This window comes from Salinibacillus aidingensis (genome assembly GCF_039522525.1).
Classification (GTDB): Bacteria; Bacillota; Bacilli; order Bacillales; family Alkalibacillaceae; genus Salinibacillus; species Salinibacillus aidingensis.
In genome coordinates this window covers 221,353-241,852 of record NZ_BAAADO010000006.1, presented here as the reverse complement: position 1 = coordinate 241,852, position 20,500 = coordinate 221,353, and the positions used below count along the sequence as shown (strand labels likewise).

Genomic DNA, 20,500 nt, shown 5'->3' with positions numbered 1-20,500 from the left:
AGTTTGGATGTTAAAATCCATAATGCTCATATTCAAAATGCTATTTAAATAGCGAATTGACGTACTGGTTGTTTTGTTCAGTTTTCAAAGTTCGAAGTCAGTTGCCTTTAAAGCAACTTAATTAGTATATCAAGTTATCAACTGAAAGTCAATAACTTTTTTAGTTTGTTTTGTTCGCCGTTTAAAGCGACAGATAATAATATAACATGCTTTGTGATTAATTTCAACAGCTAATTTATAAAGCATTGTCGCTTCAAATGCAACATATTTAAATGTAACACATGAACCAATGAAAGTCAAGATTAACTTCAATCAGCTATTATTAGCATTTATACATAATACAAGTATTATTTGCAATTACTATTCTATCACAAACAACTAAAACCCAGTAACAATTTGATGATTTAAATGCCCTTTTTCAACGGCAGAAATAAATATACCATGTGTATGATTTTTTATCAATACATTTAAACAGTCCACTTTTTACCATCTATCTAACGGGAGCCTATATCAAGAAGCGAAACTTTAATTTTCGGAGGGTTCTCGCTTCCATCAGTGGGGGTTCTTTCGTCGAACTTGTCAGGAACGTAATAAAAAAATCCTCAGATCATTATTCTGAGGATTTTTTTAAGGTTTAAAAGGTGACTTCACCTTTCCAATTTAACATGCCACCGGTCATATTTCGTACTTTATACCCTTGTTCCTGTAAATATTGAGATGCATTGTAGCTTCTTCGGCCTGAACGGCATACAAGCACATATTCTTCATTTTTATCTAACTGGTCAAGCGATTCAGGTATCTGTTGCAGAGGGATATGTTTTGCTCCTTCAATCATTCCCTGCTGAACTTCCTCATCTTCTCTTACATCGATAACAGTGTAGTTGTCTGTATGTAAGGTTTCCTCTACTTCCTCAGGGGTGATTTCTTTTATTTCATCAGCCATTTTTAAATCCTCCTTTTAAAAAGTCAAAAGGAAAGGGATAGAGAGAGTAAAAGTCTATCCTTTTCTTATCTTATATATGTTTAATTCGCTACAATATTGACCAATTTCCCTGGTACGGCAATAACCTTTCGAACCGTTTTTCCTTCTATCCACTCCTGAACACGTTCATTTTCAAGCGCCAGTTTTTCCATGTCTTCTTTCGATGCATCTTTCGGTATCATCATTTTTGCTCTTACTTTCCCCATTACTTGAACAGGGATTTCTACTTCATTTTCTACGAGCTTGGATTCATCAAATTGTGGCCATGGTTCATAACTGATGGTTTCTTCATGACCCAGGATGGACCATAGCTCTTCAGCAAGATGTGGGGCCACTGGTGATAAAAGCTTTACAAATCCTTCTGCGTATTCTTTAGGAATATGCGGTGCTTTATATCCATCATTAATGAATACCATCATTTGTGAAATACCTGTGTTAAACCGCAGCCCTTCAAAGTTTTCTGTCACCTTTTTGACCGTTTCGTGATAAACACGGATAAGATCATCATTTGGTTCATCCTTAACCGTTTCCCTAAGCTCTCCATTATCATCAACAAACAATCGCCACACACGTTCAAGGAAGCGACGTGAACCATCTAATCCATTGGCGCTCCAAGCCACATCTGCATCCAGAGGTCCCATAAACATTTCATAGAGACGGAGCGTGTCGGCACCATGAGTCGTTACAATATCATCAGGGTTTACAACATTCCCTTTGGATTTACTCATCTTTTCGTGATTTTCTCCAAGAATCATTCCCTGGTTAAAGAGCTTCTGGAATGGTTCTTTTGTCGGTACAACACCAATATCATACAGGACCTTGTGCCAGAATCTTGCATATAGCAGGTGAAGTACAGCGTGTTCTGCACCCCCTATATAAATATCAACAGGCAGCCATTTTTTCAGTTTTTCCGGATCAGCAAGCTGGTCACTGTTGTCCGGATCAATATAGCGCAGATAATACCAGCAGCTGCCGGCCCATTGTGGCATTGTATTTGTTTCGAGACGTCCTTTTTTGCCGGTGGCAGGATCCGTTATCTCAACCCAATCTTTAATATTGGCAAGAGGTGACTCCCCTGTTCCTGATGGTTTGATTTCATCTGCTTCAGGAAGCTCAAGAGGAAGTTTATCTTCAGGCCATGGTTCCAGGGTGCCATCCTCCCAGTGAATAATTGGAATCGGCTCACCCCAGTAACGCTGGCGGCTGAACAACCAGTCACGCAGACGATAGGTTACTTTTCTTTCACCATGTCCATGATCCGTAACCCATTCAATAGCCTTTTCAATCGCTTCTTCCTTTTCCAGACCGTTCAGGAAGTCGGAATTAATGTGCTTCCCATCTTCTGTATAGGCTTCTTTTTCAATATTACCGCCTTCCACAACTTCTTTAATAGGAAGATCAAATTTTTTCGCAAACTCGTAGTCCCGCTCATCGTGTGCTGGAACAGCCATTATAGCGCCAGTACCATAAGACATTAATACATAATCTGCAATCCAGATTGGCATTTGTTCACCATTAATAGGATTCACTGCATAAGCACCTGTAAATACACCGGTTTTATCCTTGGCCAGGTCTGTTCGCTCCAAATCACTTTTGGTCTCAATTTCTTTTAAATAGCTGTCGACAGCTTCTTTTTGTTCACGTGTGACTATTTTTTCAACCAGTGGATGCTCAGGTGCAAACACAGCATAAGTTGCACCAAATAACGTATCAGGACGAGTGGTAAATGCTTCAAATGTTTCCTCTGAATCTTTTACCGAAAACGTAATCTGTGCTCCTTCTGATCGGCCAATCCAATTGCGCTGCATGTCTTTAATGCTTTCCGGCCAGTCAAGGTCTTCCAAGTCTTCAAGCAGACGATCGGCATACTCGGTAATTTTCAGCATCCATTGTTTCATCGGTTTACGAACGACAGGGTGGCCCCCTCGTTCACTTTTTCCATCAATCACTTCTTCATTTGCAAGAACGGTTCCCAGTGCAGGACACCAGTTTACCGCTACTTCATCAATATAAGCGAGACCTTTTTCATAAAGTTTAAGAAAAATCCACTGGGTCCACTTGTAATAATCAGGATCCGTTGTATTGATTTCACGATCCCAATCATACGAAAAACCTAAAGACTTAATTTGCCGTTTAAAGGTTTCGATGTTCTGATCCGTGAATTCTTTCGGATCGTTTCCTGTATCAAGTGCGTATTGCTCAGCAGGGAGACCAAAAGCATCCCAGCCCATCGGATGAAGCACTTCATACCCCTGCATGCGTTTCATCCGGGAAAGTATATCCGTAGCGGTATACCCTTCAGGATGACCAACATGCAGGCCAGAGCCTGATGGATACGGAAACATATCCATGGCATAGAACTTCTCTTTTTCACTTTCTGTATTGGTTTTAAAGGTTTTGTTGTCCTCCCAGTAGGTTTGCCATTTCTTTTCAATCCTTCTGTGATCGAATGCCATACTCTTTTCCTCCTATCTAGTTTTCCTTCTCTTTATGTATATCTGTGAATATAAAAAACCCCCATCCCAGTCAAACATGGGACGAGAGTTGTATTCCCGCGGTACCACCCAAATTAACACATAGCAGTGTTCACTTGATGCTCTTAACGCGAGCTCACGTCAGATACTACTATGATGTTCATATCTGCAACTTTAAAGGCGAGTTCATGAACATCAAGGACAGCTCACACCAGCCGCTGTCTCTCTGGATTCTTGACCATTCATTACTATTCCTTCTCATCGTCATTTTCCCGTGGTTACTTATATGTATGATAATTGTAATGAAGGAGAGAAAAATTGTCAAGAATCGGCAAAAAATCAGGCAAAAGCCTTAAGCCTTCAGTCTCTTCTCCTCCTGATACAGATGCTCCATCCACTCAAGAACACTCATGTTTAATTCTTCTCTTATTTGTTCAACTGAACTTTTGGCTAAGAGCCTTCCTGCCTTTAACACCACTGCTTCATCCAAAACAGATTCCACTTCCTTTAATTCATGGGTAGTTAAGATAACGGTCTGCCTTGACAAATCAACAAATTGAATTAATCCTTTAATAATCGAAGCACGTACCATTGGATCCAGTCCACTAAAAGGTTCATCCATAATAATATACGGTGCGTTACGGGATATGGTCATTAAAAACTTCACCCTGCCCCGATTGCCTTTGGATAAATGTCCGATTTTTGTACCTGGATCAAGCTGTAAAAAGTCAATCATGTTCTCTGCTTTTGTGATGTTAAAGTCAGAAAATTGACTATGATAATAATTCATTAATTCGCGAATCGTAAAGTAAGGAAAATAATAATCCTGATCCGTTAAATAGGCAATCTTTTCACGTATTTCCCTTGATACATGTTCACCATCTACTGTAATATTTCCTTTACTGGGATTGAGAAGACCAGCGATTAGTCGTAACAGAGTTGATTTCCCGCTCCCGTTTTCACCTATAATGCCTATGATATTTCCTTTTTCTAAAGTAATACTAAAATCCTTTATGGCAACGTTTAGGAAGTACTTTTTATAGACGGCATCAAACTTAATCATTGTTATCCTCCCCCTCACTGGATTGGCGTATCCCATCAATCATCTCATGAACTGAAAATCCCATTCCTTGCATATCAGAGATAAAAGATTGAATGTATTGCCTTTTCATGTCTTCCCTCAACTGATGAAGCCGTTCCTGCTTTTCAGTAATAAATGTTCCCTGTCCTCTTCTGCTCTCAACGATTTCCATTTGCTCTAATTCTCGATACACCCTTTGTATTGTATTTGCATTCACTCCTACTTCCACCGCATATTCCCTTACAGATGTCAACTTATCCCCAGCCTGACGCTCCCCACGAATAATTTCACTGGAAATCCGGTCCATAATTTGCTGATAAATGGGCTTATCCGGTTTAAAATCTATCCCCATGGCTACACCTCCACTTTACGTTCAAGAAGGTACATGGATATCAGGTAAAAGATTAGACACAAAAACGCATAAAACAAAATCGTACCTGACTGAAATTGAATATCGCCACTCGAAGTAAGAGGGAATGCGGAATAGGTACCAAAATCAACGACAGGAAAGCCGGTTTCCCAGGTTACTGTTCCCCAGTTGGTTAAAGCATCATATAAGGCTGTATCATCAAATGCTCGAAACCCTTCATTAAAAACGTATAAAAACAGAATAATGGCAATAATTCCGATGGCTGTATGAAATTTCCGAACAACGTGATAAAGACTCCAAACAAGGAAAATAATCATTGTAGGAAAAACAGTAAGCAAGAGAATATTCGTCACAAGTAAAATCAAATTAATTACAAATTCAGCTGCAGGAATCTGACCATTTATCTGATTTATGATAAAGAGAATGATCCCCATTACAAAAGCATAGGAAACAGTCAATAACAACCCATTCAAAAATTTAGCCAAAATGACGTTATGTAAAGATTTATTCATATGTAAAAACTGCTGCATCTGAAGAGCTTCCGTATTTAAACTAAGCAAAAAATAAGCCGGAAACATAAACACACCAACACCAAGACTGGTAAAGCCTGATTCAAGCTCTGTTGTTACTCCAAACATTCCAATCACCAGTAACATGGCAATAAATAAAATAAAAGCAAAAGAATGCTTCATCATTTTCCATTCTTTTCTCCAAGCTCCCATAAAAGCACGCCTATTCATATCGAACGCCCCTTTGTAAAAATTGTACTAGTTAAATAGTACACTATGACAAAGGTGATGTAAAGTTGAATATATGAAAAAAATCGGAAGTGCCGCTTGCACTTCCGATCAATCTTCTTAGCTGTATTCATTAAGGTCGACTTGATCTAAATACATATCATTCAATACTTGGGAAACCTGGAGGTGTAACCTGTGCAACTGTTCTCTCTGCTGATGATTGGCACTTAACTTCATATGCTCAATCTCTGCTTCCGCCTGTTCTAAATTCGTTTGGGCATTGGTATATTCGCTGTCCACGTCATACCCATTGCGGTTGGTCTCATCCAGTTCCTTTTTTGCTGTATCGATTTTGTCTTTAATCTCTGTGATGAGTTGTTCCATGGAGTCGCGGGTTGCCATCAGCATCACCTCATTCTTAATGTAAACCAGTATTGTACATCTATACCGCAGATCAATAGCCAACTTTTCTCTTTTCTGGAAAGAATGCTAAAATAAATGATGAAAACAATAAGAACAGGAGCATTAGAAAATGGTCAAACAAGCCCTTCAATTCTCACATGAATTACTAAAACAGTCAGTGGAAAAAGGAGATATCGTTGTCGATGCCACAGCAGGAAACGGGAACGATACCCTGCTTCTTGCCAACCTCGTCGGAGAGACAGGTCATGTATTAGCCTTTGATATACAAGAGCAGGCGATTCAGAATACGCGTCATCGTCTTCAGGAGCACCACATTGAACACGCCACTCTCATTCATGATAGTCACAGTCAGCTGGACAGACATTTAAAAACACATATGCACAAAAATATCGGTGGGGCCATTTTTAATTTAGGATACCTGCCCGGCAGTGATAAATCGGTCATTACCATGCCCGAGTCGACAATCCCTGCCATACAGCAGCTGCTGGAAAATTTAAGAGAAGGGAAACTCATTGTTTTAGTCGTTTATTATGGACATCAAGGAGGAGACAAAGAGAAAGAGGAATTGTTAGAAATGGTCAAGCAGCTGGATCAGAAAGAGTTCAGTGTGCTGGAATACAGTTTTATTAATCAGAAGAATAACCCCCCGTTTCTGCTAGCTATTGAGAAGAGAAAAGCCCGCTAATGTTATCTTCGTAACAAAGCGGGCTTAATTTTATGATAAAGCTTCGTATTTACATAAAAGAACTTTGCTTTTGAACCAGCAACCTTTAAAAAGTTTTTGACGAACCGGCTTCCATCTTTTAATTGCTCTACTTTTTTATCGGCTAAATACAATCCCACCAAGCCTTTCTGTACCATTTGATGGAAGGCTTTATTCGGAATCGAATGCAAATGCTCTCCAGTCTGATTAAAAATGTACATGAACCGGGTTTCTAATTCCTGCTCATTTGAATAAAAGCTGCAAAAATTAAGATCACCCTCATTTGCATCCTCTTTTTGATCAATATAATAATCAAGCATAATGTGAAGACCCTGCAAATAAGGAAAATAACCGGAAAAAATGATATCTGCCAGCTCTGCAGAAGATTTACCACTTAAACCATAGGATACAAGACAGAAAACCCCTAATGTTGATCCGGTACAAGCAGAAAATTCATACCAGGTAAGGTCCGGACATTGATCCTGATGCGAATGGAACCAGTTGGTTAATCTGGAAACACGTTCTTCCTTTTTAACATGCTTGTGTACCTGCAAATCACGATATAAGGATGCCAAATGAATCAGGTAGGGGCTAAGCTCGTTGTAATTCTCAATTTTGCCCAGTATATTCTGACAGGTGCGCACCAATTCTGGTAAATAACCGCCGTCGTTTTGTTCCTCGCGATACGCATAATAATTCTTAACCTCTTCACCGGGAGATAATGCATCAAGCATGGACTGATGCAGCCATTCAAAATCCTGCGGGTCAAGTGACGTACTGCGATCACATAAATTATCCAGATAATCGCTGATTGTCTGGTATGCGACGATAAATTGAATAGCCTCCGGACGTTTTTCACTTGCTAACAAAGCATAAATCCCTCCGCCTTCACAATGAAAGGTTTTAGATTCAATACTTGCCAGAGCCTGTGTACGTAGCTCCTGATCAGGGATTTCTTTCGCTATTTGTTTCCATGCATCTAACTCTTTGTTCACATCCGGGAATATTTTTCGATAGACTGTAACCATTAAGGGTAATGGCTTTGTTGGTATATTGTCTTTCAACGTACATCCTCCATTGTCTTATTCAATCTTTTTGTTTACAAATGATTGTGTGAACTGAAAAACATCGTCTCTTTCCGGCTCATTAAAGAGTTCATGAAACAGACCATGCCATTCCATATACTTTTTATTTTGAATCGGAAGTTTTTTAAACCAGCGTTGAACTTCCTGCGCCTGTATAATTAGATCCTTCCCCGCCTGCAAAACTAAAGTAGGGATTTCCGGGTATTGGCTGACCTTTTGGAAAGCCTGTGCAATCGCACGTTCAAACTCATGATACCAGCGGATGGAGACCTTCTTCAAAAATAAAGGATCCTCCCTATTCCGATCATGCAAACGAGTATTTCTGGTAGACATAAAAGGGTGGAGATTGAGCTTAACCTGAAACTTGGGTATTCTTTTTTCCAGCATCCTTGTAAAAAACAAAATCCACTTAGGTGGTCTCGATGCGAAGCCCAAACCAGGTGAGGATAAAATCACCCCATTAAGGTCCGGTCTTGTTTCTTCCAGCATTCGGATTACTGCAAGGCCCCCCATACTGTGTCCAAACAGAAATACAGGCTTCCGATAGGTTTTTGCCTCATTCAGCCAGCCGGATATGGCCTCAATGTACTCATCAAATGAATCAATATGACCTCTTAATCCATCTGTTCTGCCTTGACCGGGCAAATCGTTGCAAATCACATTGAAGCCGGCTTCTTCCCATTTATCCGCCAGCCATTCATAGCGCCCTGCATGCTCAAACGCGCCATGGACAAGAACAATGGTACCTTTGCTTGATTCTTGAATTCTCTTCAAGAACAATGCCTCCTGTTCATTTGATATACTTATAGTAACATACTTTTTACAGGGAGGATTGTACATATGATTGATGAATATAAAGGATGGAACCCAAAGATTGATCCTTCAGCTTTTATCGCCGATGATGCTGTGATTACAGGAGATGTAACCATCGAAAAATACGCAAGCATTTGGTTTAAGACGGTTATTCGTGGCGATGTCTCTTCCGTAAAAATTGGTCAGAATACCAATATTCAGGATCAATGTATGCTTCATCAGAGTCCTGACCTTCCACTGATTATAGAGGATGGGGTAACGGTAGGACATCAGGTACTTCTTCATTCAGCTATAATACGTAAGCATGCCCTCATTGGAATGGGTGCCAAAATTCTGGATGGCGCCGAAATTGGAGAGGGAGCCTTTATTGGTGCCGGAAGTCTGGTTACACCCGGCAAGAAAATCCCTCCTCGTACAATGGCGTTTGGCAGCCCGGCTAAAGTTATTCGTGAATTAACCGATAAAGATATAAAAGAGATGGACCGGGTACGGCAGACCTATGTTGATAAAGGACAATACTATAAATCCTTACAGGAACGAAGCTGATGGTGATATTTTACTCTATTAGCAGAAAATCCATCACGTAAGCAGCCAAACCTTCCATAAGATAAGGGAGAGGAGGGTTCATCTTGTTCAATTTTCTTGTTCTTTTTTGTTTTTTTATGAGTATTCTTTTATGGAAGACAAAAAAATCATTTCCATCCTTTAAAAAAACAGCTGCAGCCTACAGCCGGTTATTTTTCATAACAGCTCTGGTACTTGTTATGGTAACCATTTCTGAATATAAACAAACATGGCCTTCTGGACCGGAAGCAAGCCGGCAAGGTTCAGACAAAGTAAATGCTGTTGCTGTATCAGCACACGAGGAAATCTCTCTTTCCCCTTTCGTTGAGGAGGTGGAGATCCAATCATCCATGAACATAAAAGCGCCGCACGTCCTTCAGTTACCTGAACTGCCCCGCGGCTGTGAAGTCACATCGTTAACGATGCTTTTGCAATATTATGGGATTGATGCTAATAAGATGACCCTCGCCAAAGAAATCACAAGAGACCCTTCTCGTTATAGAGAAGAGAATGGGAAAATCCATTTCGGAAATCCCCATATAGGATTTGTGGGGAATATGTACACGTTTAATGAACCAGGATACGGTGTTTATAACGAGCCACTTGCTGATTTGGCAGAAAAGTATGTCGGCAAGGAGAGAGTACAAAATCTTAGTGGCGAATCCTTTTACAGCGTTCTCAGGGCTTTAAACCAGGAGCAACCTGTTGTGGTCATTATCAATGCTAAATACAAAAAACTCCCAGAGTCGGCTTTCGAAACCTGGTACACTTCCAAAGGACCGGTCGAAATTACAATGAATGAGCATTCGGTGCTGGTAACCGGATATGATGAAGATTATATATACTTCAATGACCCATTGGATAAAAAGCAGAAAGCTCCATTTGATGACTTTGTAGAAGCATGGGAGCAAATGGGGAACCAGGCCATAACCATAAAACCACCTACATCAAAACAGGAAATATAGCAAAGACGGAAGCCCCGCTTGTCCACTTGGCAGTTGGACAACGGGTGCTTCCGCCTTTTTTCTTTATGAAATAGCAAGCTTGCTTTCTGTAAGGTCTTCATTTTGCAGCTGTTCAAAAGAATATTTGCCTTCAACATAAATTTGATGCCAAAGCATAAACATGAGTACAGTCCAGATTTTACGTGAATAATCAGCTTTACCTTCACGGTGCTGATAAAGCAGATCCAGTACAACCTTTTTATGAAGTAAATGGCCGGTCTGGCTCTCCTGAATCAGGTTCTCAGCCCAGTCAAACATTTCCTCCTTCAGCCAATGACGGATAGGAACCGGGAAGCCCAGCTTTTTACGATCTAAAACGTGATCAGGAACAATTCCCTTTACAGCCTCTCTTAAAACCGATTTTGTCGTTCCATTTCCGATTTTGTATTCGACTGGAATTTCACTGGCCACCTTCATGACATCTTTATCCAGAAAAGGTACGCGCAGCTCCAGCGAATGAGCCATGGTCACTCGGTCTGCTTTAAGTAAAATATCCCCACGAAGCCATGTATGAATATCAATGTATTGCATTTGATTTACATAAGGCTCCTGGTCAATTCGCTGATATAAATGTTTCGTTATTTGCTGGTAAGGATTAGCCTGATTGTATTGCTTCAATAGATGCTGCTTTTCAGCTTCATCAAACATTTTTGCATTTCCAATATAACGGTCACTTAAAGGTGTTGTTCCCCGCTCTAAAAAGCTCTTCCCTTTTACTCCTTCAGGAAGGGTTTGGGCCACTCTTCTCAATAAATCCTTTGCAGGTCCCGGAATCGAGTTGAAAATTTTTAAGGATTCGGGTTCCCGGTATATATTATAGCCTCCGAAAAGTTCATCGGATCCCTCACCTGACAGCACCACCGTCACATGCTTACTTGCCTCACGGGCTACAAAATAAAGTGGTACACAGGCTGGGTCGGCAAGTGGATCATCCATATGCCACATAATTTTAGGAAGCTTATTCATGTATTCCTCTGGGGTGATGACATAGGATATATTTTCCACATCAAGTTTTTCTGCTGTTTCCTTCGCTACATCAACCTCCGAATAGCCGTCACGCTCAAAGCCAACAGAGAAGGTTTTAATATTCGGGTTAAATTCTCTGGCCAATGCCACAATGATAGAGGAATCAATACCTCCTGACAGGAAAGAGCCTACAGGAACATCACTGCGCATATGAACATTCACGGAATTGTACAGCACGTTTTGAATCCGCTTCTTCCAATCCTTTTTATCCATCAGAAGAGGCTTAAACTGCACATGGAAATAACGATGAAAGCTTGGACGTTCACCTGGCCTCTGAATAAAGTAATGGCCTGGTTCTACTTTCTTTATTCCATCTGTTAACGTTAATGGCTCAGGGACGTATTGGAAGCTCAAATAATGCTGTAAAGCTTCCAAGTCCACTTTCTCCTGATTCAGGATCATGGAAAGGCTTTTCTTCTCAGAACTGAAGAAGGTACGTTCATCGTCTTCAAAATAAAACAATGGTTTAATACCAAAAGGATCCCGTGCACCAGTCAACATCTGCTCAGCTTTATCCCAGATTAAAATGGAGAACATGCCACGCAGATGCTCGAAGGTGTTTTCTCCATATTTTTGATACATGGCTAATATCACTTCTGTGTCAGACTCTGTCGTAAATTCATATCCTTCCTTTTGCAAGTCTGCTTTCAGTTCCAGATAATTATAAATTTCACCATTGAAGACCATCCAGTAGCGATCATCTTCATAGCTGAACGGCTGCTTTCCACTATCTATATCAATAATACTTAATCGCCTGAATCCTAAGGAAATAAATTCATCATGAAAGTAGCCTTCATCATCAGGTCCTCTATGTGTAATCATATTATTTTGCTGCTGAAACTGATTCATTTCCGCATCATTTAATTGTTTATTGCTGTGCCGAATCATTCCAATAAAACCACACATGATGTTTGTCCTCTCTTTCGTTGTTCTTACCCTTATTATTTTTAGTATATCATATTAATTATGTATTACGGTATACGACAATCCATATAGTGAAACTTCCAGCAGTGGGGGGCACAGGTGGTTAGTTGAACTTATCAGGAATTTACTGGTCGTTCACCCCCACACTCGATAAAACTGATGCTTTATGAAGGAAAGTATAAGAAAGCCCTTGATTTTAAAAATCAAGGGCTCAATCACTAAAGAGAAAATCCAATAAGTGGAGTTACCTTCCCACTGATTGTTAACGAAACACATCAAGGCACTTTCGATTTGTCCCCCATACTCACAATTCGTTTCACAAATCATAAAGGTGGGGGTTACAGCACATTACGGCATGATATAACTATACGCTAAGGGAAGCTTTTAATTCGTTTACTTTATCGGTCTGTTCCCAAGGGAAGGACTTATCCATGCGGCCGAAGTGGCCATATGCGGCGGTGTCCTTATAAATAGGTCGTCTCAGGTCGAGCATTTTGATAATCCCTGCTGGTCTTAAATCAAATGTATTGCGTATCGCCTGGACCATATCTTCCTCATTTACCTTCCCTGTTCCAAATGTGTGAACGGATATGGAAACCGGCTGTGCTACACCTATTGCATAGGCTAATTGAACCTCACAGGTGTCAGCCAGTCCTGCGGCAACAATATTTTTGGCTACATATCTTGCAGCGTAAGCGGCTGAACGATCCACTTTTGTCGGATCCTTACCACTAAAGGCTCCTCCCCCATGTCGCGCATATCCACCATACGTATCCACTATAATTTTACGTCCGGTTAATCCGGCATCACCCTGAGGACCACCAATGACGAATCGTCCTGTAGGATTAATGAAATATTTTGTCTGTTCATCCAGTAAATGATCCGGAACCACTTCATCAATGACAAGCTTACGGATATCCTGATTGATTTGGTCCAGCGAAATATCCTGATGATGCTGGGTAGAAATAACAATGGTATCCACACGAACGGGCTGATTGTTTTCATCATACTCGATTGTCACCTGTGTTTTTCCATCAGGACGAAGATACTCAATAATCCCGTCCTTTCTCACATCAGCCAGGCGTTTGGACAGCTTATGCGCTAAGAAAATAGGGAGCGGCATGAGTTCGGAAGTTTCGTTTGAAGCATAGCCGAACATTAATCCCTGGTCACCTGCACCAATAGCTTCAATTTCCTCATCTGACATACTGCCTTCTCTGGCTTCCAATGCTTCATTAACGCCCTGAGCAATATCCGGGGATTGTTCATCTATAGCCGTTAAAACAGCACACGTTTCTGCATCAAATCCAAATTTTGCACGTGTATAACCAATATCCTTTATCGTATTTCTCACGATGGCAGGTATATCTACATATGTAGTTGTAGAAATTTCCCCTGAAACAAGAACAAGACCCGTTGTCACAGTTGTTTCACAGGCTACTCGTGCATTCGGATCGTCTTTAATAATTTCATCTAATATAGCATCAGAAATCTGATCACAAATCTTATCAGGATGACCTTCTGTAACAGATTCTGATGTAAAAAGCCGGCGTTTTACAGCCATTTTTTATTTCCTCCTTATTAGCATCCAAAACTTAGCTGTACGAAGTTTTCAGACGCTATTCCGCAACAATAATAATAGCGCTAAGGAATCAGAATGTCAACCGCTCGACATAACGGAATCATCCATAAACTGAAACTTCCATCAGTGGGGTATTACGGACAGTTAAGCGTGATAAAAAAGATGCCATAAATTTTTTGCACAAATAGTATGGACGATTAATATAAATATGTTATACTAATTAAAAATAATATGACAGATTCATTCAAATATGTTGATAAAGGGGAAACGCGAAATGAACAAAGTGAGTCAAAAGGCCATGAAAACTAGTCTGGAAGATGTTATGGGCTCTATGCATACCAATTTATCTACTGCTGATTTAGTTGAAAAAATTTTAAATCGTAAGGAAGGAATTCTGACGTCTAACGGTGCGATACGAGCGACTACGGGAAAATATACAGGACGTTCACCTAAAGATAAATTTATTGTAAAAGATTCATTGAGTGAAAGTGCGGTGGAGTGGGGATCCATTAACCAGCCTATTTCTGAGGATATTTTCTTCAATTTGTATGATAAAGTTATGGATTACCTGAAACAACAAAATGAACTCTATTCTTTTAAGGGATTCGCTGGCGCTGATGCTCATTATCGTTTACCAATAGACGTAGTAACGGAACTTGCCTGGCACAACCTTTTTGCCCGGCAGCTGTTCATTAAGCCAAATGACGATGAATTAACTGACCATCAAACTGAATTTACTGTCATTTCTGCTCCAGGTTTTAAAGCAGACCCGAAAACAGATGGAACTCATTCAGAATGTTTTGTAATGATCTCCTTCGAGCATAAAATGGTTCTGATTGGAGGAACCGAATATGCAGGAGAAATTAAAAAATCGATTTTTTCAGTAATGAATTTCTTACTTCCTAATCAGGATATTTTGTCTATGCATTGTTCTGCAAATGTTGGTCGGGAGGGTGACGTAGCCTTATTTTTCGGTTTATCAGGCACAGGCAAAACCACTTTATCGGCAGATCCGGAGCGAAAACTGATTGGAGATGACGAACACGCCTGGTCCAATAATGGAGTTTTTAATATAGAGGGTGGTTGTTACGCAAAGTGTATTAATCTTTCAGCTGAAAAAGAACCGCAAATCTATAATGCCATCCGATTTGGCTCTGTGCTGGAAAATGTGATGGTTGATTTACATTCGCGATTACCCGATTATGACGATACAACTTTAACAGAGAATACCCGTGCCGCTTATCCGATCGATTACATTGATAATATTGTACAGCCAAGTATCGCCGGACATCCGAATACAATTATCTTCCTTACTGCTGACGCATTTGGCGTACTTCCGCCGATCAGCAAATTAACAAAAGAACAGGCCATGTACCATTTTTTAAGTGGCTATACCAGTAAGCTTGCAGGCACAGAAAGAGGAGTAACTTCACCAGAGGCTACGTTTTCCACCTGTTTTGGTGCACCATTTCTCCCTCTTCCTGCTGTGACCTATGCAACGATGCTCGGCGAAAAAATTGATCAGTTTAACGCAAACGTCTATCTCGTCAATACAGGGTGGACTGGAGGACCTTATGGTACAGGAAATCGTATCGATCTGTCTTATACAAGAGCAATGATCCATGCCGCTCTAAATGGAGAACTAAATCAGACAGAAACAGTCAGGGATGATGTGTTTGGGCTCAACATTCCAACTCATTGTCCTGGTGTACCAAGCAAGGTTTTGACCCCAAAGAAAACCTGGGATCAGCCGGAACAATATGATCAAAAAGCCCGGGAGCTGGCTGTGAAATTTCATGAAAACTTCAGGAAATTCAACCACATCACAGATGACATTAAAAATGCGGGACCACTTTATACCCCGCAATAAACTTCGCTTCTCTCATATCCTTTTATATAGATTTGAGGCTGCTTGCATAAATTGCAGGCAGTTTTTTTTGGTCACACAAATATAGGCATTCGCATAGGATACATCTAGATTTACTTAACAAACAAGGAGGATTTAAATACATGAGAGGTCTACGGGGTTTTGTAACGGTCGTATGCAGCCTTTTATTAGCAGCTGTTCTTGGAGCTTGTTCTTCCGATAACAGCCAGGATGAAAAATCATCCATTAAACTGGCTGAAGTCACAAGAAGTATTTTCTATGCACCGCAATATGTTGCCCTTGAAAATGGATTTTTTGAGGAGGAAGGCCTGAGTGTAGATTTAACCACTACCTGGGGTGGCGACAAAACAATGACTTCCCTGGTTTCCGGCAGTTCGGATATCGCATTGGTAGGCTCTGAAACCTCTATATATGTTCATTCTCAAGGTGCGAATGATCCAGTCATAAATTTTGCTCAATTGACTCAAAAGGATGGAACCTTTTTAGTATCCAAAAAAGCACACGATAATTTTTCCTGGGATGATTTGAGAGACAGTAACTTCCTCGGTCAGCGTAAAGGTGGAATGCCGCAGATGGTAGGTGAATTTGTTTTGAAACAAAACGGAATTGATCCTCACCAGGACTTGAACCTATCCCAGAATGTCGATTTCGGCAACATTCCCGGGGCATTTCAAAGCGGCGACTATGAGTACGTTCAGCTATTTGAACCTACCGCAAGTAAATTTGAAAAGCAGGGAGTCGGTCACGTGCTTGCTTCCTTTGGTGAAGCATCCGGGAAGGTTCCGTATACCGTATTCATGGCAAAGCAATCTTTTTTGAACGATAATCCGGAAACAGCTGAGAAATTTACAAGAGCCATTTTCAAAGCACAAAAATGGGTGGAAAACCATAGTAGTGAAGAAGTGGCAGAAGTCATTCAGCCTTACTTTGAGGATACTGATTCAGACATTATTGCTGATTCTGTGGAAAGATACAAAGATTCAGGAGCCTATGCCTTAAACCCGGTACTCGATAGAGAGGAATGGAATAATCTGAAGGATATCATGGATGAAGCAGGCGAACTTCCTGAGGATATCAAGCATGATACTCTTGTAAACACCGAAATCGCCGAAAAAATTATGAATGAGTAGAGGTGAAGATCATTGGCATATCTGACGGTAGAAGAAATCTCTCACTTATATTTTACAGAAAAGGATTATACAAAAGCTATTGAGGAAATCTCGCTGGATGTTAATAAAGGAAGCTTTGTATCAATTATCGGCCCGAGCGGCTGCGGAAAAACAACCCTGCTTTCCATCATAGCAGGGTTAATTAAGCCGTCAAAAGGAAGAATTCTACTGGAAAATGAGCCAATTGATCACCAGAATTCATCAATCGGCTATATGCTGCAGCAGGATTATTTATTTCCCTGGAAAAACATTATGGAAAATGTACTGATTGGCCCGCATATTCAAAAAAATATTACAGAGGAAATCAAACAAAAAGCAGCAAATTTGCTGGAGGAAATTGGCATTGGGCAAACGAAAGATGCCTATCCAGGCCAATTATCAGGTGGTATGAGACAGCGCGTAGCCCTGGCACGAACTTTGATTACAGATCCGAAGCTGTTGTTGCTGGATGAACCCTTTTCAGCTCTTGATTATCAGACGAAGCTTAAACTGGAAAACCTGGTACTGGAAATCCTGAAAAAATATGAAATGACCTCAGTACTTGTAACCCATGATATCGGAGAAGCTATCGCAATGAGTGAGCGTATTGTATTACTGAATTCAAATCCAGGTCGCATTGCACAGATATTTGATGTACCAAAAGAGATTGTAGAAACAACTCCTTTTGATTCCAGACAAAGCCCAGTATACTCCGATTTTTTCCAAACTGTATGGAAGGAGCTGGAGAGTCTTGAGTAATACAGATGATCAACGTCTATACGAAGAATACCGGCAAAAAAAGAAGAAGGAAAAACGTTTTGTGCTATCATGGCAGGGAATCATCTTCATTGTGTTTTTCATTCTGTGGGAGACAGCCAGCAGACTTCATTGGATTGACCCGCTCATCTTCAGTTCACCTTCCAAAGTAGGGCGTTTATTTATTGAAAAGATCAATGACGGATCCCTGCTAAGCCATTTGCAAATTACCGGACTGGAAACGATTGCAGGCTTTATTCTAGGCACCCTGCTTGGGATTATTATGGCGACCATTCTGTGGTGGTCTTCCACCCTGTCAAAAATCCTGGATCCCTATTTAGTGGTTCTTAATGCCATGCCTAAAGTGGCTTTAGGACCTATCCTTATCGTAGCACTGGGTCCTGGTTACACATCCATCATTTCCATGGGGATTCTTGTATCTGTTATCATTACCACTATTCATGTTTATTCGGCTTTTCGTGAAGTGGATCAAAACTATATTAAAGTGCTGCAAAGCTTCCAGGCTACCCGAGCACAAATCTTTAAAGAAGCCATTTTACCGTCCTCCTTCCCAACGATGATTTCCACATTAAAAGTCAATGTCGGTTTATCTTGGGTCGGGGTTATTGTGGGAGAATTTTTAGTATCTGAAAGAGGATTAGGTTATATGATTGTCTACGGCTTCCAGGTATTCGATTTTAACCTTGTCCTGTTAAGTCTTATTGTTATTGCCATTTTTGCCGCAGTAATGTACAAAATCGTGGAAGCCATTGAAAACAAACTTATTAACCATAAATCATAAAGTTAATGCGTGATAAACGAGACCGGAAGTGAAATAAAAAGAGGCTGTTCCTTAAGGTAAGATCAAATCGCAGAGCGAATGTTTACCTTAAGGAATTGGCCTCCATTTTTTTAATCACTTTTAAGCTTTGGGGTAATACAGCATCCTTCATCATAAAACTGAACAGGGAGCTTTCCTGAATATCTTCGGGAAGCGTATCTAAAAGTACAGGACCATCCGTTTCAAAATAAGTGGGCTGCTTTATCAGCTGATCGACCTCAGCGTAATAAACGTTTTTGATAACCTCCCCACCTTTTCCGTCCACAAAATACTGGCCGATATACTTAAGATTCGATATAATACCTCCTGTTTCTTCATAAACTTCTCGTTCAGCAGCGTCTTCAGCCTTTTCTCCTTCTTCCACTTTGCCACCCGGAAATTCCAACCCGCGGTCTTTATGTTTAGTCAGAAGCCATTGGTGTTTATATTTTGTAATGACCCATACATGCTTGGGCTGTTTAGAAAATGGATTTTTTGTAAAAGAAAGCTTAACATTATTTTGATAATAATCCTTGAACGTTATCATATATTATTCACTACCTTTATTAAGCGGGACTTATGAGGAGGGAGTAGCGCATGATGTTCCCTCCTGCACTTTATCAAAGAGCCCTGAGTCTCTTATAACATGTCAGGGGTAATATACATTATGAATAACCCAGCCTTTTTGCTCTTTATATTTGAACTCTATCCTTATCTTATAATTCCCATATAATTCGCTGCTATTAGACTGAACAATGGTGGCTTGTCCATTTTCTGTCTGTATATCATATGAGTTATCCGGGATAAACCAGGGTGGAGTTTCTGTTGGGATGATATATAATTGTTGATTCCGTTCTTTATAATATAAATCTACATACTTTTTTGCAAGCGATAAGCTGGCGATACTTTTAAGTTCCTGCACTAATTGATCCTTTGTATTGTATGAAAGAACCCTGTTTTCCTGATTCGTTTCCTGAACCAGGATATCCATAAATTTTTCTGTTAATCCTTTAATCTGTTCATGTGTTAAGTCATCAGCCTCCTTTATCTCTTCATGCATGGATGATGCATGACTCTCTTCTACTGGAATATTTTTCGTTTGAATTTCTTGTAAAATATTGTCATGGTGAGATAAGCTAATAAATGGAACAAAACTTACGATAAGTAATAGTGATTTTGTACCTAATAAGTCCAAGAAGAATACCTCCCATAAGTTATATACCTTGATTTCATATATATAAACTTTTGTCCAAATCTTTCATGATATTTTTATTTTAAGGAGGAAAATTTGTGAAAAGAATATTTATTCTGACGCTGCTTCTTGTTCCATTGTTTATAACAGGATGTGGAACAGCTGAGATACCGGAAGATGTCTTTCAGCAGGCATTAAAGGAAAGTGAAAATATACAAAGCTTCCAGGTAGATATGGAAATGGAGCAGAAGATCAAAATGTCTGACATGAATCAGTCGCTGCCAATGAGCATGACAAGCAAAACAAAGGTTCAAGTTGATCCGGAAGCCATGTATCAGGAAATGGATATGATGGGTCAGAAAGTAAAAGTATATTATGTAAATGATGAATTTTATTTAAAACCATCCGATGAGGAAAACTGGATGAAGGCTCCGCAAGAGGTAGTCGACCAAATCAATCAGTTAACACAGTCACAACACTCCCCAAATGAACAGCTTTCTCAGTTGGAGGAGTTTGTCGATGAATTAAATATGGAGGAAAAGAAGAACAATTACGTATTTTCCATTACAGCTTCAGGAGATAAAATGAAAAGCTATGTCCTGGAACAGCTTAGGCAAAATGAACTGCCAGATCAACAATTTACCGAAAAACAACTGCAAAATATTACTATTCATGACGTAGAAATATCCTTAGAAGTTGACAAGGAAACATACTATCCTCAAACCTATTCCATGTCAATGAAAACCAATAGCAAACAGAATGGAAAGACAACAAAAACAGATACGGCCATCGATGCTACCTACAGCCAATTTAATCAAATAGGTGATATTAAACTACCGGAAAACGTAAAAAATAATGCAAAGGAATTAAAGCCGTAAGAACAGGCGGAAGCGTAATTTCAGTAAAATAAAACAGCCCTTGTCAGTAA

20 protein-coding genes and 1 other annotated feature are annotated in these 20,500 nt (G+C 40.0%); of the genes, 8 read left to right on the top strand and 12 right to left on the bottom strand.

What is annotated here, in order from left to right; translation table 11 throughout:
• Positions 1–634: 634 nt before the first annotated feature.
• The 6 genes from ABD006_RS14915 to ABD006_RS14890 form a co-directional block, all read right to left on the bottom strand.
• On the bottom strand, positions 635–943 hold the full coding sequence (locus tag ABD006_RS14915; RefSeq protein ID WP_343842741.1) for a rhodanese-like domain-containing protein: 309 nt from the start codon (positions 941–943) through the stop codon (positions 635–637).
• 80 nt (positions 944–1,023) lie between these two features.
• The gene (gene leuS / locus ABD006_RS14910) at positions 1,024–3,438 is read right to left on the bottom strand and encodes a leucine--tRNA ligase (protein WP_343842739.1); all 2,415 of its coding nucleotides are present in this window, start codon (positions 3,436–3,438) and stop codon (positions 1,024–1,026) included.
• Positions 3,439–3,512: 74 nt separating this feature from the next.
• Positions 3,513–3,727: a binding site (T-box leader), on the bottom strand.
• An 81-nt stretch (positions 3,728–3,808) separates the two neighbouring features.
• Complete coding sequence (locus ABD006_RS14905; RefSeq protein ID WP_343842736.1) at positions 3,809–4,519, bottom strand: ABC transporter ATP-binding protein; 711 nt, start codon at positions 4,517–4,519, stop codon at positions 3,809–3,811.
• The gene (locus ABD006_RS14900; RefSeq protein ID WP_343842735.1) at positions 4,512–4,889 is read right to left on the bottom strand and encodes a GntR family transcriptional regulator; all 378 of its coding nucleotides are present in this window, start codon (positions 4,887–4,889) and stop codon (positions 4,512–4,514) included. The genes ABD006_RS14905 and ABD006_RS14900 overlap by 8 nt, the downstream gene beginning before the upstream one ends.
• Before the next feature lie 2 nt (positions 4,890–4,891).
• Positions 4,892–5,647, bottom strand: a complete 756-nt coding sequence (locus ABD006_RS14895) for a hypothetical protein (RefSeq protein ID WP_343842733.1) — start codon at positions 5,645–5,647, stop codon at positions 4,892–4,894.
• Positions 5,648–5,764: 117 nt separating this feature from the next.
• On the bottom strand, positions 5,765–6,046 hold the full coding sequence (locus ABD006_RS14890; protein ID WP_044163358.1) for a DUF2524 family protein: 282 nt from the start codon (positions 6,044–6,046) through the stop codon (positions 5,765–5,767).
• Positions 6,047–6,176: 130 nt separating this feature from the next.
• On the opposite strand from ABD006_RS14890, the gene mnmM reads away from it, so the two are divergent.
• Entirely contained in the window at positions 6,177–6,752 is a 576-nt protein-coding gene (mnmM, locus tag ABD006_RS14885; RefSeq protein ID WP_343842730.1) for a tRNA 5-(aminomethyl)-2-thiouridylate-methyltransferase MnmM, read from the top strand.
• A gap of 2 nt (positions 6,753–6,754) precedes the next feature.
• Here mnmM and ABD006_RS14880 read toward each other — a convergent pair whose 3' ends face one another.
• Together ABD006_RS14880 and ABD006_RS14875 are read right to left on the bottom strand one after the other, a co-directional pair.
• Positions 6,755–7,834: a tetraprenyl-beta-curcumene synthase family protein gene (locus ABD006_RS14880; protein WP_343842728.1), complete on the bottom strand. Its 1,080-nt coding sequence runs from the start codon at positions 7,832–7,834 to the stop codon at positions 6,755–6,757.
• A gap of 18 nt (positions 7,835–7,852) precedes the next feature.
• Positions 7,853–8,629 carry an alpha/beta hydrolase gene (locus tag ABD006_RS14875; RefSeq protein ID WP_343842726.1) on the bottom strand — a complete coding sequence of 259 codons (777 nt, stop codon included), beginning with the start codon at positions 8,627–8,629 and terminating at the stop codon, positions 7,853–7,855.
• A gap of 66 nt (positions 8,630–8,695) precedes the next feature.
• On the opposite strand from ABD006_RS14875, the gene ABD006_RS14870 reads away from it, so the two are divergent.
• Positions 8,696–9,214, top strand: a complete 519-nt coding sequence (locus ABD006_RS14870) for a gamma carbonic anhydrase (RefSeq protein ID WP_343842725.1) — start codon at positions 8,696–8,698, stop codon at positions 9,212–9,214.
• 83 nt (positions 9,215–9,297) lie between these two features.
• On the top strand, positions 9,298–10,197 hold the full coding sequence (locus ABD006_RS14865; RefSeq protein ID WP_343842723.1) for a C39 family peptidase: 900 nt from the start codon (positions 9,298–9,300) through the stop codon (positions 10,195–10,197).
• Positions 10,198–10,260: 63 nt separating this feature from the next.
• Here the strand turns inward: ABD006_RS14865 and asnB are convergent, their stop codons facing one another.
• Both asnB and metK read right to left on the bottom strand, forming a co-directional pair.
• Entirely contained in the window at positions 10,261–12,168 is a 1,908-nt protein-coding gene (asnB, locus tag ABD006_RS14860; protein WP_343842721.1) for an asparagine synthase (glutamine-hydrolyzing), read from the bottom strand.
• A gap of 382 nt (positions 12,169–12,550) precedes the next feature.
• Positions 12,551–13,750 carry a methionine adenosyltransferase gene (metK, locus tag ABD006_RS14855; protein WP_343842719.1) on the bottom strand — a complete coding sequence of 400 codons (1,200 nt, stop codon included), beginning with the start codon at positions 13,748–13,750 and terminating at the stop codon, positions 12,551–12,553.
• Between the two features lie 292 nt (positions 13,751–14,042).
• Here metK and pckA point away from each other — a divergent pair, with 292 nt between their 5' ends.
• The 4 genes from pckA (at position 14,043) to ABD006_RS14835 (ending at position 18,362) form a co-directional block, all read left to right on the top strand.
• A complete protein-coding gene (gene pckA / locus ABD006_RS14850) occupies positions 14,043–15,638 on the top strand; it encodes a phosphoenolpyruvate carboxykinase (ATP) (RefSeq protein ID WP_343842717.1) in 1,596 nt (531 codons plus the stop codon).
• A gap of 140 nt (positions 15,639–15,778) precedes the next feature.
• Positions 15,779–16,786, top strand: a complete 1,008-nt coding sequence (locus ABD006_RS14845) for an ABC transporter substrate-binding protein (protein WP_343842715.1) — start codon at positions 15,779–15,781, stop codon at positions 16,784–16,786.
• 12 nt (positions 16,787–16,798) lie between these two features.
• Positions 16,799–17,563, top strand: a complete 765-nt coding sequence (locus ABD006_RS14840; RefSeq protein ID WP_343842714.1) for an ABC transporter ATP-binding protein — start codon at positions 16,799–16,801, stop codon at positions 17,561–17,563.
• Positions 17,556–18,362: an ABC transporter permease gene (locus ABD006_RS14835; protein WP_343842712.1), complete on the top strand. Its 807-nt coding sequence runs from the start codon at positions 17,556–17,558 to the stop codon at positions 18,360–18,362. The genes ABD006_RS14840 and ABD006_RS14835 overlap by 8 nt, the downstream gene beginning before the upstream one ends.
• 82 nt (positions 18,363–18,444) lie before the next feature.
• Here ABD006_RS14835 and ytkD read toward each other — a convergent pair whose 3' ends face one another.
• Together ytkD and ABD006_RS14825 are read right to left on the bottom strand one after the other, a co-directional pair.
• Positions 18,445–18,927: an RNA deprotection pyrophosphohydrolase gene (gene ytkD, locus ABD006_RS14830; RefSeq protein WP_044163339.1), complete on the bottom strand. Its 483-nt coding sequence runs from the start codon at positions 18,925–18,927 to the stop codon at positions 18,445–18,447.
• 102 nt (positions 18,928–19,029) lie between these two features.
• Complete coding sequence (locus ABD006_RS14825; protein WP_343842708.1) at positions 19,030–19,575, bottom strand: hypothetical protein; 546 nt, start codon at positions 19,573–19,575, stop codon at positions 19,030–19,032.
• A gap of 95 nt (positions 19,576–19,670) precedes the next feature.
• Between ABD006_RS14825 and ABD006_RS14820 the strand changes: the two genes are divergently transcribed.
• On the top strand, positions 19,671–20,450 hold the full coding sequence (locus ABD006_RS14820) for a DUF6612 family protein (protein WP_343842707.1): 780 nt from the start codon (positions 19,671–19,673) through the stop codon (positions 20,448–20,450).
• Positions 20,451–20,500: the final 50 nt, after the last annotated feature.